The organism is Salinisphaera aquimarina, from assembly GCF_042643355.1.
In the GTDB taxonomy this organism is placed as follows: domain Bacteria; phylum Pseudomonadota; class Gammaproteobacteria; order Nevskiales; family Salinisphaeraceae; genus Salinisphaera; species Salinisphaera aquimarina.
This window is the reverse complement of record NZ_JBHRSS010000001.1, coordinates 374,765-389,400: the sequence shown is the minus strand read 5'-3', so window position 1 is coordinate 389,400 and position 14,636 is coordinate 374,765. Positions and strand designations below refer to the sequence as shown.

The window sequence follows — 14,636 nt, the reverse complement described above, 5'->3', positions numbered from 1 at the left end:
TTTATACTGCTGTTAACGAGTGGAACGCCCCCGGCAACCGAATCGGTCGCCCGACTCATCGCGACACGTTTTACCGCGTACAGCGTGACTATCCCCGTGGCGTAATATCCGAACATGGCTGTCGGCCGCCGGCATCAGCACCGCCAGGCGCCGAATCCGACCCAAGGCGAGGACTATTAGAATGCATCAGTTGAAAGGCGGACTCTATTCTCCAGAGTTCGAAAAGGACGCCTGCGGCTTCGGCCTGATCGCCAACATGGACGACACGCCAAGCCATTGGCTGGTGGAGACCACCATCGGCGCGCTGGAGCGCCTGACCCATCGCGGTGCGGTCGCGGCCGATGGCAAGACCGGCGACGGCTGCGGCATTCTGATGAAAAAGCCGGATGCCTTTCTGCGCATCCTGGCCGGGGAAGCGAATATCGAACTGGCGGATCATTACGCCAGCGGCATCGTGTTCCTGCAACAGGACGCAGACAAGACCGAGGCCGCCAAGACAGAGCTGAACAAGCAGCTCGACGTGGAAGGCCTGACGGTGGCCGGCTGGCGCGAGGTACCGACCAATGCCGAAGAGGCCTGCGGCGCGGAGGCGCTCAACACGCTGCCGCATCTCGAGCAGATCTTCGTCAACGCGCCCGCCGACATGGACAAGGCCCTGTTCGAGGCCAAGCTGGTGTTCGCGCGCCGGCGTACCGAGAACGCGCTGACCGACGACGACGTGTTCTATATCCCGTCGCTGTCGGCCAACGTGCTCGCCTACAAGGGCATGGTCATGCCCAGCTATCTGCCGGTCTTCTATCAGGATCTGGCCGACGAGCGCATGGAAACCTCGCTGTGCGTTTTCCACCAGCGTTTCTCCACCAACACGTTGCCGCAGTGGCGCCTGGCCCAGCCGTTCCGTTATCTCGCCCACAACGGCGAGATCAACACCGTCACCGGCAACCGCAACTGGTCCACCGCGCGCGCGACCAAGTTCGCCTCCGACAAGCTGCCCGATCTGGAGGCCATCCTGCCGCTGGTGTCGATGACCGGCTCGGATTCGCAGAGCCTCGACAACATGCTCGAGATCCTGCTCGCCGGTGGCATGGACATCTTCTACGCGATGCGCCTGCTGATGCCGCCGGCCTGGCAGAACGTCGATTACATGAGCGCCGATCTGCGCGCGTTCTACGAGTACAACTCCATGCACATGGAGCCGTGGGACGGCCCCGCCGGCATCGTGCTCACCGATGGTCGCTATGCCGCCTGCTGCCTGGACCGCAACGGCCTGCGTCCGGCGCGCTATGTGATCACCGACGATCGCCATATCACCCTGGCGTCGGAAATCGGCGTCTGGGACTACGACCCGTCGCAAATCGTGGCCAAGGGCCGCCTCAAGCCTGGCGACATGCTCGCCGTGGATACCCAGACCGGCGAGCTGATCCATCCGCGCGAGATCGACGAGCGTCTGGCCTCGCGTGCGCCCTACAAGCAGTGGCTCAAGAAGAACGCGCGCATGCTCGAGTCGCGCCTGTCCGATACCCGCGATGAAGCCTGGATGGAGCGCTGGACGGTCAAGGTCTACGAGAAACTGTTCCATGTGTCGTTCGAGGAACGCGATCAGGTGCTGCGCCCGATCGCCGAGGCCGGCCAGGAAGCCACCGGCTCGATGGGCGACGACACGCCCTTCCCCGTGCTCTCGCGCGTCGACCGCGTGCTCTACGATTATTTCCGCCAGCAGTTCGCGCAGGTCACCAACCCGCCGATCGACTCGCTGCGCGAGCGCATCGTGATGTCGCTGGAGACCTGTTTCGGACGCGAACGCAATGTCTTCGAGGAAAACGAGGACCGCGCCAAGCGCCTGGTCGTCGACTCGCCGGTGCTGTCGACCGGCAAGTTCCGTCGCCTGCTCGCCCAGGAAGACCCGGACTACGCGCACACGATCATCGATCTGAACTACGACGCCGCCACCGATCTGCGTGATGCGATCGAGGCTGTCTGCGAGCAGGCGGTGGCCGCCGTACGCGACGGCAAGACCATTCTGGTGCTCTCCGATCGCGAGATCGTCGAAGGCAAGCTGCCGATGCAGGCGCTGCTGGCCACGGGCGCGGTGCATCATCGCCTGACCCGCGAGAACCTGCGCTGCGACGCCAACCTGGTGGTCGAAACCGCCTCGGCCCGCGATGCGCACCACTACGCCTGCCTGATCGGTTACGGCGCCAGCGCCATTCATCCGTATCTGGCCTATGAATGCCTGAACGATCTCGTGCGCTGCGGCCAGATCGATGGCCGCAACATCGATGATCTGTGTGCGACCTATCGCAAGGGCATCAACAAGGGCCTGTACAAGATCATGTCCAAGATGGGCATTTCCACGGTGACCAGCTATCGCGGCTCGCAGCTGTTCGAGATCGTGGGCCTGGCCGACGACGTGGTCGATCTGTGTTTCTCCGGCACCGTTAGCCGCGTCGCCGGCGCCGGTTTCGCTCATCTGCAGACGGACATGGCGCATCTGGCGCAGGACGCCTGGAACCCGCGCGTCGCCATCAACCAGGGCGGCCTGCTCAAGTTCGTGCACGGCCAGGAATATCACTGCTACAACCCGGACGTGATCGCCACGCTGCACGAGGCGGTGTCTTCCGGCGAGTACAGCAAGTACAAGGAATACGCGGCCATCGTGCAGGGCCGGCCGGTGTCGGTACTGCGCGATCTGTTCAAGCTGCGCGGCGATATCGACGCCATCGATGTCGACGACGTCGAGCCGATCGAGGCCATCACCCAGCGCTTCGACTCGGCCGGCATGTCGCTGGGCGCGTTGTCGCCGGAAGCCCATGAAGCCCTGGCCCAGGGCATGAATAGCATGGGCGGGCGCTCGAACTCCGGTGAAGGCGGTGAGGACGCCGCCCGCTTCGGCACCGACAAGATGTCGAAGATCAAGCAGGTCGCCTCCGGCCGCTTCGGCGTGACCCCGCATTATCTGGTCAACGCTGAAGTGCTGCAGATCAAGATCGCCCAGGGCGCCAAGCCCGGCGAAGGCGGCCAACTGCCCGGCCACAAGGTCAACGAGATGATCGCGCGGCTGCGTTACTCCAAGCCCGGCGTTGCGCTGATTTCCCCGCCGCCGCATCACGACATCTACTCGATCGAGGATCTGGCCCAGCTGATCTTCGATCTCAAGCAGGTCAATCCGAAGGCGCTGGTATCGGTGAAGCTGGTCTCCGGCCCCGGCGTGGGCACGATCGCGGCCGGCGTGGCCAAGGCCTATGCCGATCTGATCACCATCTCCGGCTATGACGGCGGCACCGGCGCGAGCCCGCTCACCTCGGTGCGCTATGCCGGCACGCCTTGGGAACTGGGCCTGTCCGAAACCCACCAGACGCTGCGCGCCAACGAACTGCGCGGCAAAGTACGGGTGCAGACCGACGGCGGCCTCAAGACCGGCCTGGACGTGATCAAGGCCGCCATTCTCGGCGCCGAGTCGTTCGGCTTTGGCACCGGCCCGATGGTCGCGCTCGGCTGCAAATACCTGCGCGTCTGTCATCTGAACAACTGCGCGACCGGCGTGGCCACGCAGAACGAGACCCTGCGCAAGCGGTATTTCATCGGCATTCCGGAAATGGTGCAGAACTATTTCCATTTCGTGGCCGAGGAAACCCGTGAGCTGATGGCCAGCATCGGCGTGCGCTCGCTGGAGGAGCTGATCGGGCGTACCGATCTGCTCGAGATCCTGCCGGGCGAGACCGCGCGCCAGCAGGGCCTGGATCTCTCGCCGATCCTGTCGGACGGCGGCCTGGCCAGCGATGTGCCGATGTCCTGCGTGAATCCGCACAACGAACCCTTCGACAAGGGCGAACTGGCCGAACAGATGGTGGCCGACGCGCTCGACGCGATCGAGAACAAGAGCGGCGGCACGTTCGAGTACTTCGTGCACAACAACAACCGCTCGCTGGGCGCGCGCCTGTCGGGCGAGATCGCGCGTCGGCACGGCAATCTCGACATGGAAGACACACCGATCACGCTCAAGCTCACCGGCACCGCCGGCCAGAGCTTCGGCGTGTTCAATGCCGGCGGCCTGCATCTGTATCTGGAAGGCGACGCCAACGACTATGTCGGCAAGGGCATGGCCGGCGGCCGTATCATCATCCGCCCCTCGCCGAAGACCAACTATGTGGCTCGCGAGGCCGCCATCATCGGCAATACCTGCCTGTATGGCGCCACGGGCGGCACGCTCTATGCGGCAGGCATGGCGGGCGAGCGTTTCGGCGTGCGCAATTCCGGCGCGACCGCGGTCGTCGAGGGCATCGGCGATCACGGCTGTGAATACATGACCGGTGGCTGTATCGTCGTACTCGGACACACGGGCGTGAACTTCGGCGCCGGCATGACCGGTGGCCTGGCCTACGTGCTGGACGAGAAGCGCGAGTTCGTCGATCGCTACAACCACGAGCTGATCGACATTCATCGCGTCGTGTCCGAAAACATGGAAGCCCACCGCAACTATCTGCGTGAGATGATCGAGGCCTATGTGGCCGAAACCGACAGTGCCTGGGGCAAGGAAATCCTCGAGGATTTCCGCGACTACGTCGGCCAGTTCTGGCTGGTCAAGCCCAAGGCCGAAAGCGTGGAAACGATTCTGGATACGCTCAACCGCGCGGCCTGATCGCGACTGCGTATTGGGGACGCCGGCCCGCTGCGTGCATGACGCCCGCAGCGGGCGTGGCTGTGCAACGAACAAAGGTTAACGATGGCAAAGAATCATCTGCAGTTTCTCGACACCCCGCGCCAGGACCCGAAAAAGGTCGAGGCGACAATCCGTATTCACGAATTTGCGGAGATCTACGGCCAGTTCGACAAGGAAACGGCGTCGCAACAGGCCGGGCGCTGTATTTCCTGCGGCAATCCCTATTGCGAATGGAAATGCCCGGTTCACAACTACATACCGAACTGGCTGAAGATGGTCGAGGAAGGCAATCTCTTCGAGGCCGCCGAACTTTCGCACCAGACCAACACCCTGCCGGAAATCTGTGGTCGCATCTGCCCGCAGGACCGTCTGTGCGAAGGCGCCTGCACCATGAACGACGGCTTCGGCGCGATCAGCATCGGCTCGGTCGAAAAATACATCACCGACGAGGCCTTCAAGCAGGGCTGGCGCCCGGATGTCTCGCACGTGGTCTGGACCGACAAGAAGGTCGCCGTGATCGGCGCCGGCCCGGCCGGCCTCGGCGCGGCCGATATTCTGGTGCGTAGCGGCGTCAAGGCCGTGGTCTTCGACAAGTATCCTCGTATCGGCGGCCTGCTGACCTTCGGCATCCCGCCGTTCAAGCTCGAAAAGGACGTCGTCGAGACCCGCCGCGAGGTCATGGAAGGCATGGGCGTCGAGTTCCGCCTGGGCGTGGAGATCGGCAAGGACATCCAGATCGAAGAACTCATGGAAGAATACGACGCCGTATTCCTGGGCATGGGCACCTACACCTACATGAAAGGCGGCTTCCCCGGCGAAGAGCTCAAGGGCGTGCACGAAGCCCTTCCCTTCCTGGTCGCCAACATCAATCGTGAACTCGGCCTGGAAGCCAACCCGCGCGATTTCGTGAACATGAAGGGCAAGCGCGTCGTCGTGCTCGGTGGCGGCGACACCGCCATGGACTGCAATCGCACGTCCATCCGTCACGGTGCCAAGGACGTGATCTGCGCCTATCGTCGTGACGAGAACAACATGCCCGGCTCGGTACGCGAAGTGCAGAACGCCAAGGAAGAAGGCGTGCAGTTCCTGTTCAACCGCCAGCCGGTCGAGATCGTGGGCGACACCCACGTCGAAGGCATCAAGGTCGTCACCACCAAGCTGGGCGCGCCGGACGAACGCGGCCGTCAACGCCCGGAACCGGTTCCCGGCACCGAGGAAGTCATAGACGCCGACGCGGTCATCATTGCCTTCGGCTTTCGTCCCAATCCGCAGGACTGGTTCGACCCGCACAGCATCGAGGTCGACGACGGCGGCCGTGTGATCGCCCCCGAAAAAGGCCGCTTCAAGCACCAGACCACCAACCCGAAGATATTCGCCGGCGGCGACATGGTCCGCGGCTCGGATCTGGTCGTCACCGCCGTGTTCGAAGGCCGCGAAGCCGGCAAGGGCATCCTCGACTATCTCGAGGTGTGATCGGTCACAACAAGTGGCGGCCTCGCCGACGATGATATGAATGACTTGCGGCCCGCTTTTAGCGGGCCGTGGTCGTTTAAGGGCGTAACTCGATATTTTTCTTAGCCTGCTTTCGACCCGAAGCGGACATTTTGCTTCTGCAAACGCAGGCAATAGAGGACCATACTCTGTCAAGCGTTCGTATCTGGCGTCTGAGCTCTGGTTACGACAAGCCTCAATCGACGCTTCGCCGTACCGCCCATGTTGAACTGTACTGTCACTCACGAAAGTATGGCAACGATCTGAGGGCGATTACAGGCTGCTCGAGTGGCTCTGTCACGCGGCTGTACACCATCAACGTGAAAATTGTGTGCCGACCAAGATAACCAGCGCGCCGCTGGTCGCCAAGCCAGCGCCCACGAGATCCCACACGTTCGGCTGTATCCCCTCGGCCAGCCACAGCCAAATCAGTGAAGTCGCGATGTAGAGTCCACCATAGGCCGCGTATGCGCGGCCGGCGGCCGTGACATCGATACGAGTCAGTAGATAGGCGAACAACGCCAGCGCGAACAAGCCGGGGATAAGCCACCAACCACTCTTATCTTGACGCAGCCACGCCCAAAACGTGAAACAACCGGCGATCTCTGCCAGGGCGGCACCCAGATAGATCACGGTGCTTGTCGAATAAAACTGGAACATGACGGTGCTCCACCTAGATTGTCCTTCGAGGCGGACGATATTCACGACGAATCGCACATATCGCCAAATATCAGCGCCTGTAAGCGGGGCCAGCACGATTATGTCCGCTCATTCGGATTTGCCCGCTTGCTACAGTGAAACTACTCGGCAACTCGCGTCCAAAGCGTCATGACTGAAACTGGACAAACCATCGGACAACTCGCGGCCGCGGCCGGCGTGAATCGGCAAACGGTGCGTTACTACCAACGGCGCGGGCTGATCGAGCAACCTCTTAAACCGTCTTCGGGCTATCGCCGCTATCCCCGCGCAACCATGGAGCGTATTCAGTTTATCAAGCGCGCCCAGGGGTTGGGGTTTAGCCTTGACGAAATCCGCGAGCTGCTGAGTTTGGGCGACGGCCATTGCGATGATGTACGCCGTGTGGCCGAACACCAGCGCGGAATTGTGGCAGCTCGAATCGCCGATCTGGCGGCAATGCAGGATACTCTTGATGGGCTGATCGATCGTTGCCGAAACACGTATCCGCCCGGCCCTTGCCCGCTGATTCAAACGTTATCGCGAAAGACCTGAATAGTTTCCTCGCAAGCGCTTGACACGGTACTCGAGTACCGCGTTTAAGCTGCGCTCCGTCAGATTATAGAACCCGCGCGGAGCCATACCATGAACGATTCCACACCCGCGACCGATAGCACCGGTTGGGCCCAGATCGGTGCCGTCCTGGCAGCGGTGGGTGCGTCGCTGTGCTGCGTGGCGCCGGTGCTGTTCATCTCGATCGGTGTCGGCGGCGCCTGGATGAGTTCGCTCACCGCGCTGGAACCCTATCGGCCGATCTTCGTGGCTATCACGGTGGCGCTGCTGATTTTCGCCGGCTGGCGGCTGTATCGCCGCCGGCCAAGCTGCGAGTCCGATGCAGCGTGTGCCCAACCTGCGGTCAGGCGCCGTCAGCGCCTGATCTTCTGGCTGCTCGTCATACCCGTGCTGGCACTGCTCACCTTTCCTTGGTATGCGCCGGCGTTTCTATAAGGAGTGATCGACATGGTTCGAAAACAATTCATCAGCTTTGTGGCCGCCACGCTGCTGCTGGGCATGTTTTGGACACAAGGCGCTGTTGCGGCGGTCGAACGGAGCGTGACGCTCGCCGTGCAGCATATGACCTGCGCGACCTGTCCCTTGGTGGTGCGCAAGGCGCTCCAGCAGGTCAACGGCGTCCGATCGGCGCGCGTGGACTACCAATCCAAGACCGCCGCGGTCGTATTCGATCCGGCGGTCGCGTCGGTCTCGGACTTGACCGCTGCTACGACCCGCGCCGGCTATCCGTCCAAACCAAAAGAGCAAGCCCAATGAACCGCAACAACACCCTGCTTGGTGCCGGCATCGTGGGCACCGTCATCGCAGCGCTGTGCTGCTTCACGCCGGTACTGGTAATCCTGTTCGGCGTCGTCGGTCTGTCGGCGCTGGTCGGCTACCTCGACTATGTCCTGCTGCCGGCGCTGGTCTTTTTTCTCGGCCTGGCTGTCTATGCCGTTTATCGCCGTGAGAAAACAGACTGCTGAATAAATCATTGTTCGAGATCAATAAGGAGTTGTCATGCAACGTACACTCGCGATTTCCGGCATGACCTGTGCGCACTGCGCCCGCACGGTCGAGGACGCCCTGAACGCACTCGCTGGAGTCAGCGCTGCGGTGTCCTATGCCGAAGGTCGTGCTGAAGTCCAGCTGACTAACGGCACAGACGAAACCACGCTGATCGAAGCGGTACGCGCGCGTGGCTATGAGGCGCGCGCCTGGGACGACGACTCGGCGACGGCCGCGCCGTCGCGGATTGCGCAAGACGGCGGCGACGATAATCTCCATGTCGCCATCATTAGCAGCGGTAGCGGCGCGTTTGCTGCCGCCATCCGCGCCGCCGAGGCCGGCGCGCGTGTGACCCTGATCGAGTCGGGCGACATCATCGGCGGTACCTGTGTCAACGTCGGCTGCGTGCCCTCCAAGATCCAGATTCGCGCCGCCGAACTGGCCCAGCATCAACGCCACAACCCGTTCGAGGGGCTGGCAGATCGCGCGCCGATGATCGACCGGCCCCGGTTGCAGCGCCAACAACAATCGCGGGTGGAAGAACTACGCGAAGCCAAGTACCAAAGTATCCTCGATGACAACCCGGCGATTACCCTACGGCGCGGGCGGGCCCGTTTCGAGGACGCCCATACCCTGATCATCGCGGCACAGGACGGGACCGAAGATCGCGTGGCGGCCGATCGTATTCTGGTCGCCACCGGGGCCTCCCCGACGATTCCCCCGATACCGGGCCTGGCCGATACGCCATATTGGACCTCCGATGAGGCGGTCTTCAGTGCGGAGGCGCCCGAGCATCTGATCGTCATTGGCGCCTCCGTGGTTGCCGTCGAACAGGCGCAGGCGTTTCGCCGGCTGGGTTCCGAGGTCACCGTGCTGGCCCGAAGCACGCTGCTGTCCAGCGAGGATCCGGCGCTGGGCGAAGGCCTCGCCGCGGCCTTCCGCGCCGAAGGGATCGACGTACGTGAACACACCCAGGCGCATGCCGTACGTTTTGCGGCCGGGCAATTCATCCTCGATACCGACAACGGCCCGATCCAGGGCGACCGGCTGCTGGTCGCCACCGGACGCGCCCCGAATACCCGTGATCTGGCGCTGGACAACGTTGGGGTAAAGACCGATGAAAGCGGTGCAATCGTGGTGGACACATCGCTGCACACCAGCGCCGAGTCCATCTATGCCACCGGCGATTGCACGACGCTGCCTCAGTTTGTCTATGTGGCTGCTGCCGGCGGTACCCGGGCGGCGATCAATATGACCGGCGGACAAGCCCGGCTGGATCTGTCCGCCATGCCCGCGGTGATCTTTACCGATCCGCAGGTGGCGACCGTGGGGCTGGATGAACGCCAGGCCCAGGCGCGCGGGCTCGACGTGGAGACCCGCACGCTTGGGTTGGAGCACGTACCAAGGGCGCTCGCCAACTTCGAGACCCGCGGTTTCGTCAAGCTGGTCGCCGAGGCCGGCAGTCATCGCCTTCTGGGGGCCCAGATTCTGGCCCCCGAGGCCGGCGAAATGATCCAGACCGCCGTAATGGCCGTGCACCACGGCATGGCCGTCGAGGCCCTGGGTGACCTGCTGTTCCCTTATCTGGTGCACGTGGAAGCACTCAAGCTCTGTGCCCAGACGTTCACCAAGGATGTTGAGCAGCTATCCTGCTGTGCGGGGTGAGCTCTTGGTCCCTATCGCGGGCTCGTTGTTTGTCTGCGCCTGATAAGCAGGCGCTTGCCTGGGTTTGATGTCCGCTTCTGGCCGATAGCGGACTGATCAATAAAGCGTCTGTCAGGTAGACGTCACCCTGCATTGCGCGCGAATCGACGCTTGCGCATACTTGTACGGATGAGCAAGACGCGTCTCAATCTGTATAGCGACGAATCGGTCGCGCGCGCGGCGCGCGAGGCCGATCTTAATAGTTTCAGCGTTCGTCGAAACCCAGTTCGCGGCCCACGCTAAGGGTTTCCCGCGAGCAGCATTGGCTGGAAGCAAATCGCGAGGCATTTGCGGCGTACAACGCACGTATCGAACGTAACGGGCTCTGGAACAAAGACCTCGTTCGTTTCTAGTCGTGTCGTCGTGCCGCTGATCGACGTTCAACGGTTCGGCCCGCGCCTGACCCGACTGGATCCGTTCATCTCGCTGGATTCATCTCGATATGTAGTCTCAACAGCCGACATCATGGGCATGGCTGCGGCTGATATTGGCGCCGTCGTGGCCAGCGTTCGCTCGCAGCGAGATGAGATCGTTGCAGCCCTTGATTTACTTCTCACCGGCATCTGATTCATGCACTCCATCAACAATCACGACCGCCTCATTTTCGCCCTCGACGTGCCCGACGCCGACGCCGCCCGTGCGCTGGTCGAACGCCTGGGCGAAACCGTCACCTTCTACAAGGTCGGCCTGGAACTGGCGATGTCGCCCGGTTATTTCGAACTGATCGACTGGCTCAAGGCACGCGGCAAGAAGGTCTTCGTCGATGTGAAGCTGTTCGACGTGCCCGCCACCGTGGCCGCGGCCGTGACTCGGCTGTGTGCGCGCGACGTGGATTTCATCACCGTCCACGGCAACCAGCAGGTGATGGAAGCAGCGGCCGGCGCCAAATCCGGTAGCGCGAAGATCCTGGCGGTGACTGCGTTGACCAGTCTCGATCAGGGCGATCTCGACGACATGGGCTTTGCCTGCGATATCGAATCGCTGGTCCTGTCGCGGGCCAGGCGCGCGCTGGAGGCTGGCTGCGACGGCGTGGTGTCGTCCGGCATGGAAGTCGCGCGTCTGCGTGCGCATGCGCCGGACAAGCTGATCGCGATCACGCCGGGCATCCGCCCGGTTGCCAACGACGAGCGCCCGCCTGACGACCAGAAACGCGTCATGACGCCGGCCGCGGCGATCGCCGCGGGCGCGGACTATCTCGTGGTCGGCCGGCCGATCCGCGACGCACGAGACCCGCGCGCAGCCGCACTCGCGATCCAGAATGAAATAGCCGAGGCGATCGCCGCGCGCTAAATCACCCTCAAGTCTTCTGCCTGTCCGGGCCGGTCCCACGCGAAGGCGCAGAGAAGCGAACTGCAGAGGCACGGTTTTTACCTTTGCGGCTTGGCGCCTTTGCGTGATCAACCCTGGGCTGCCGATACGCTAACGCCCGCAGCGTCGGTATCGCCACGGTCCATCGAGCCGTTAAACTGCGCACAATCAATTTTCGGCGCCGCTCGCCTGCGCCATTGTCCGAGCGATTCATGTCCCACGATCGTCTGCTACGCGCGCTGCGGCGCGAACCCGTCGACAAGACTCCGGTGTGGCTGATGCGCCAGGCCGGCCGTTATCTGCCCGAGTACCGCGCCCTGCGCGAAAAGGCCGGCAGCTTCATGGATCTGTGCCAGAACCCGGAACTGGCCTGCGAGGTCACGTTGCAGCCACTGCGCCGCTTCCCGCTGGATGGCGCGATCCTGTTTTCGGACATCCTCACGATTCCCGAGGCCATGGGTCTGGGCCTGCACTTCATCGCCGGCGAAGGCCCGCATTTTCATCACCCGGTGCGCACGCCCGAGGCGATCGACAAGCTCGGCGTGCCGGACATGGCGGACGATCTCGGCTATGTTCCGGCCGCGGTCAAGCTGATCCGGCGCGAACTAGATGGCAAGACACCGCTGATCGGTTTTGCCGGCAGCCCGTGGACGCTGGCCACCTACATGGTCGAAGGCGGCCCGTCCAAGACCTATCAGCACATCAAGGCATTGCTCTACAACGAGCCGGCGGCGCTGCACAAGCTGCTGGACCTGCTGGCCCGCTCGGTGGCGGAGTATCTCAACGCCCAGATCGCGGCCGGCGCCCAGGCGGTGCAGATCTTCGATACCTGGGGCGGCGTGCTCACGCCGGCTGCCTATCGCGAGTTCTCGCTCGCCTACATGCGCCAGATCGTGGCCAAGCTCGACGCCGCACCGGACGGCAGCGCCGTGCCGGTGATCCTGTTCACCAAGGGCGGCGGCCCGTGGCTGGAAGCGATGGCCGATACCGGCGCGAGCGCGCTCGGCCTGGACTGGACCATCGATATCGACGAGGCACGTGCGCGGGTTGGCGATCGCGTGGCCCTGCAGGGCAATCTCGATCCGGCCATGCTCTATGCCAAGCCGGCCGTGATCCGCGACAATGTGCGCGATGTGCTGGAACGCTTCGGCGATCATCCGGGGCATGTATTCAACCTCGGCCACGGCGTAACGCCGCAGGTCGACCCCGAACACGTGGCCATGCTCGTGGATGCCGTGCACGAGTTTTCCGCGCGCTAGCTTTCGCGTGTCGGCCAGGGCCGGACGACGGTTGGCCTGCCGGGTGGCAAACGTTACATTGCGGTCGTCCGTTGTTGATTATCGGCTCGCTCGGGAGCGTCCATGACACGAGTCCTGCAAAACCTGCGCGGCGCCATTGCCGTGGTGCTGATGGTGCTCGTCACCCTGCTCGGCTTCATTCCGCTGCTGCCGTCGTGTCTGATCAAGCTGTTGTCGCCCTGGCCGGCACTACGCAGGCCGGCGACCAGGGTCGTGCTCTGGGTCGCAGTCTGGTGGGCACGCGGCATCAACGCCGCGATTCTGGGCATGGGCCGCTCGCGTGTGACCTACGACCAGCAGGTGCCCGACGACCCGAACGGCCGCTACGTGGTGATCGCAAACCATCAGTGTTGGGCCGACGTCATGCTGCTGTGCCATGTGATCGAGCCGCAGCTGCCGTTTCCGCGCTATTTCATCAAGGAACAGCTGCGCTGGCTACCGGTCGTGGGGCTGGCCTGCTGGGCGCTCGATTTTCCGTTCATGCAGCGCCACAGCCGCGCCGAGATCGAGAAGAATCCGGCCCTGCGCACCCAGGACATGGAAACCGTACGCCGCTCCTGTGCGGTGTTTCGCGAACAGCCGGTGTCGGTGGTCAACTTCGCCGAAGGCACCCGTTCCAACGCGGCCAAGCGCAAGGCAGCGAATTCGCCGTATCGCGCGCTGCTGCCGCCCAAGGCCGGCGGCACCGCGTTCACGCTCAACGCCATGCACGGCGTGCTCGATGGCGTGCTCGACATGACGTTCGCCTATGTCAATCAGCCGGAGCCCAAGTTCTGGGATGTGCTGTGCGGGCGCGTGCCGCAGATCGTGATCCGCGTGCGCAAGCTCGACGTGCCCGCCGATCTGATGGTCGGCGACTACATGGGCGATGCAGACTACCGCGCGCGCTTCAAGCGCTGGCTCGAAGGAGTCTGGGCCGAAAAGGACATCGAAGTCAGCGCCCTTCAGGATCCGCGCCAACCCGGAACCCGATTCGAGAACACGCCCGCCTCGCCGTCATGAGCGCCCGGGGTGTGGTCTGGATCACGGGCGCGAGTTCGGGCATCGGCGCCGCGCTTGCGCTGGAGATGGCCGCGCACGGCTGGCAGGTCGCCGCCAGCGGACGCGACTCCAAGCGCCTGCAGGCTCTGTGCGCGCAGGCGCCCGACGCTATCCATTCGTTCGTGCTCGAGGTCACCGACGCGGCCGCCAACGAGGCGACCGCAGCCGCTATCGAGGCCACGCTCGGCCCCATCGATCTGGCAGTATTCAACGCCGGCGTGGGCAGTCGTTTTGCGATCGACCGGTTCGACGCCGCCGATGTGCAGTCACGCATGCAGGTCAACTACGGCGGCACGGTCAACGGTATCGGCGCGGTGCTGCCGCGCATGCGCGAACGGCGCCACGGCCATATCGCCCTCACCGCCAGCGTGGCGGGTTTTCGCGGCATGCCCGGCAGTGCGCTGTTCGTCCAAGGCGGCGATGATCGCGCTCGCAGAGAGCCTCAAGCCGGATCTGGACGCCTACGGGATCGTTACCAGCGTGATCACGCCCGGCTTCGTACGCACGCCGCTGACCGACAAGAATCGGTTTCCCATGCCGTTCATCATCGAAGCGGATGACGCCGCGCGCCGTATCCGCAAGGGACTGGCCGCGCAGCGCTTCGAAATCACCTTTCCGCGGCGGCTGTCGTATATCCTCAAGCTGTTGCAGCGGCTTCCCTACGCCGTCTACTTTCCGCTCATCAAATGCGTCGCGGGGCGTCACTCATGAACACCATCGTCTGGATCATCGTCGCCATCGTGGTGCTCGTGGCGGCCTTCGGCCTGCTGCAATGGGCACGCAAGCAGATCGCGACTACCCGCGAAGACCTCAAGCACGTCGATCGCAGCAAGCTCAAGGACCTGGACAACGATGCCTGGGGCCGGGAAGAACGCAAAGACGACAACTGGAAACAATAG

The 14,636-nt window shown here is 63.4% G+C and carries 14 protein-coding genes and 2 pseudogenes; 15 read left to right on the top strand and 1 reads right to left on the bottom strand.

Annotated features, from left to right (window positions below; translation table 11 throughout):
* Nucleotides 1-175: 175 nt before the first annotated feature.
* Nucleotides 176-4,639, top strand: coding sequence for a glutamate synthase large subunit (gltB, locus tag ACFOSU_RS01820; protein WP_380686442.1), 4,464 nt, complete (start codon nucleotides 176-178; stop codon nucleotides 4,637-4,639).
* An 84-nt stretch (nucleotides 4,640-4,723) separates the two neighbouring features.
* On the top strand, nucleotides 4,724-6,133 hold the full coding sequence (locus ACFOSU_RS01815) for an FAD-dependent oxidoreductase (protein ID WP_380685859.1): 1,410 nt from the start codon (nucleotides 4,724-4,726) through the stop codon (nucleotides 6,131-6,133).
* 333 nt (nucleotides 6,134-6,466) lie between these two features.
* On the opposite strand, the gene ACFOSU_RS01810 is transcribed toward ACFOSU_RS01815, so the two are convergent.
* Nucleotides 6,467-6,811, bottom strand: coding sequence for a YnfA family protein (locus ACFOSU_RS01810; protein WP_353160323.1), 345 nt, complete (start codon nucleotides 6,809-6,811; stop codon nucleotides 6,467-6,469).
* Between the two features lie 168 nt (nucleotides 6,812-6,979).
* On the opposite strand from ACFOSU_RS01810, the gene ACFOSU_RS01805 reads away from it, so the two are divergent.
* The 13 genes and pseudogenes from ACFOSU_RS01805 to ACFOSU_RS01745 all read left to right on the top strand — a co-directional run bounded on the left by ACFOSU_RS01805 (nucleotide 6,980) and on the right by ACFOSU_RS01745 (nucleotide 14,636).
* Complete coding sequence (locus tag ACFOSU_RS01805; RefSeq protein ID WP_353160321.1) at nucleotides 6,980-7,381, top strand: MerR family transcriptional regulator; 402 nt, start codon at nucleotides 6,980-6,982, stop codon at nucleotides 7,379-7,381.
* A gap of 90 nt (nucleotides 7,382-7,471) precedes the next feature.
* Complete coding sequence (locus ACFOSU_RS01800) at nucleotides 7,472-7,834, top strand: mercuric transporter MerT family protein (protein WP_353160318.1); 363 nt, start codon at nucleotides 7,472-7,474, stop codon at nucleotides 7,832-7,834.
* A gap of 12 nt (nucleotides 7,835-7,846) precedes the next feature.
* Nucleotides 7,847-8,155 carry a cation transporter gene (locus ACFOSU_RS01795; protein WP_353160316.1) on the top strand — a complete coding sequence of 103 codons (309 nt, stop codon included), beginning with the start codon at nucleotides 7,847-7,849 and terminating at the stop codon, nucleotides 8,153-8,155.
* On the top strand, nucleotides 8,152-8,364 hold the full coding sequence (gene merF, locus ACFOSU_RS01790; RefSeq protein ID WP_353160313.1) for a mercury resistance system transport protein MerF: 213 nt from the start codon (nucleotides 8,152-8,154) through the stop codon (nucleotides 8,362-8,364). Before ACFOSU_RS01795 ends, merF begins: the two co-directional genes overlap by 4 nt.
* Nucleotides 8,365-8,398: 34 nt before the next feature.
* A complete protein-coding gene (merA, locus tag ACFOSU_RS01785; RefSeq protein ID WP_380685855.1) occupies nucleotides 8,399-10,051 on the top strand; it encodes a mercury(II) reductase in 1,653 nt (550 codons plus the stop codon).
* Nucleotides 10,052-10,341: 290 nt separating this feature from the next.
* A pseudogene (locus tag ACFOSU_RS01780) lies at nucleotides 10,342-10,443 on the top strand (type II toxin-antitoxin system CcdA family antitoxin); the annotation flags it as partial.
* Nucleotides 10,444-10,447: 4 nt separating this feature from the next.
* A pseudogene (locus tag ACFOSU_RS01775) lies at nucleotides 10,448-10,657 on the top strand (CcdB family protein); the annotation flags it as partial.
* Between the two features lie 3 nt (nucleotides 10,658-10,660).
* On the top strand, nucleotides 10,661-11,380 hold the full coding sequence (gene pyrF, locus ACFOSU_RS01770; protein WP_380685853.1) for an orotidine-5'-phosphate decarboxylase: 720 nt from the start codon (nucleotides 10,661-10,663) through the stop codon (nucleotides 11,378-11,380).
* Nucleotides 11,381-11,610: 230 nt separating this feature from the next.
* Nucleotides 11,611-12,657: a uroporphyrinogen decarboxylase gene (hemE, locus tag ACFOSU_RS01765; protein WP_380685851.1), complete on the top strand. Its 1,047-nt coding sequence runs from the start codon at nucleotides 11,611-11,613 to the stop codon at nucleotides 12,655-12,657.
* Between the two features lie 102 nt (nucleotides 12,658-12,759).
* Nucleotides 12,760-13,698 carry an acetyltransferase gene (locus tag ACFOSU_RS01760; protein ID WP_380685849.1) on the top strand — a complete coding sequence of 313 codons (939 nt, stop codon included), beginning with the start codon at nucleotides 12,760-12,762 and terminating at the stop codon, nucleotides 13,696-13,698.
* The gene (locus ACFOSU_RS01755) at nucleotides 13,695-14,297 is read left to right on the top strand and encodes an SDR family oxidoreductase (RefSeq protein ID WP_380685847.1); all 603 of its coding nucleotides are present in this window, start codon (nucleotides 13,695-13,697) and stop codon (nucleotides 14,295-14,297) included. The genes ACFOSU_RS01760 and ACFOSU_RS01755 overlap by 4 nt, the downstream gene beginning before the upstream one ends.
* Nucleotides 14,272-14,448 (top strand): hypothetical protein, encoded by a 177-nt coding sequence (locus ACFOSU_RS01750; protein ID WP_380685845.1) that lies wholly within the window; start codon nucleotides 14,272-14,274, stop codon nucleotides 14,446-14,448. Before ACFOSU_RS01755 ends, ACFOSU_RS01750 begins: the two co-directional genes overlap by 26 nt.
* Nucleotides 14,445-14,636 (top strand): hypothetical protein, encoded by a 192-nt coding sequence (locus ACFOSU_RS01745; protein ID WP_380685843.1) that lies wholly within the window; start codon nucleotides 14,445-14,447, stop codon nucleotides 14,634-14,636. Before ACFOSU_RS01750 ends, ACFOSU_RS01745 begins: the two co-directional genes overlap by 4 nt.

What these genes read in the sequence shown, in the direction of transcription:
- ACFOSU_RS01815 (WP_380685859.1), top strand. Translation starts at nt 4,724, where the DNA reads ATGGCAAAGAATCATCTGCAGTTTCTCGACACCCCGCGCCAGGACCCG.
- ACFOSU_RS01810 (WP_353160323.1), bottom strand. Translation starts at nt 6,811, where the DNA reads ATGTTCCAGTTTTATTCGACAAGCACCGTGATCTATCTGGGTGCCGCC.
- ACFOSU_RS01805 (WP_353160321.1), top strand. Translation starts at nt 6,980, where the DNA reads ATGACTGAAACTGGACAAACCATCGGACAACTCGCGGCCGCGGCCGGC.
- ACFOSU_RS01800 (WP_353160318.1), top strand. Translation starts at nt 7,472, where the DNA reads ATGAACGATTCCACACCCGCGACCGATAGCACCGGTTGGGCCCAGATC.
- ACFOSU_RS01795 (WP_353160316.1), top strand. Translation starts at nt 7,847, where the DNA reads ATGGTTCGAAAACAATTCATCAGCTTTGTGGCCGCCACGCTGCTGCTG.
- merF (WP_353160313.1), top strand. Translation starts at nt 8,152, where the DNA reads ATGAACCGCAACAACACCCTGCTTGGTGCCGGCATCGTGGGCACCGTC.
- merA (WP_380685855.1), top strand. Translation starts at nt 8,399, where the DNA reads ATGCAACGTACACTCGCGATTTCCGGCATGACCTGTGCGCACTGCGCC.
- pyrF (WP_380685853.1), top strand. Translation starts at nt 10,661, where the DNA reads ATGCACTCCATCAACAATCACGACCGCCTCATTTTCGCCCTCGACGTG.
- hemE (WP_380685851.1), top strand. Translation starts at nt 11,611, where the DNA reads ATGTCCCACGATCGTCTGCTACGCGCGCTGCGGCGCGAACCCGTCGAC.
- ACFOSU_RS01760 (WP_380685849.1), top strand. Translation starts at nt 12,760, where the DNA reads ATGACACGAGTCCTGCAAAACCTGCGCGGCGCCATTGCCGTGGTGCTG.
- ACFOSU_RS01755 (WP_380685847.1), top strand. Translation starts at nt 13,695, where the DNA reads ATGAGCGCCCGGGGTGTGGTCTGGATCACGGGCGCGAGTTCGGGCATC.
- ACFOSU_RS01750 (WP_380685845.1), top strand. Translation starts at nt 14,272, where the DNA reads ATGCCGTTCATCATCGAAGCGGATGACGCCGCGCGCCGTATCCGCAAG.
- ACFOSU_RS01745 (WP_380685843.1), top strand. Translation starts at nt 14,445, where the DNA reads ATGAACACCATCGTCTGGATCATCGTCGCCATCGTGGTGCTCGTGGCG.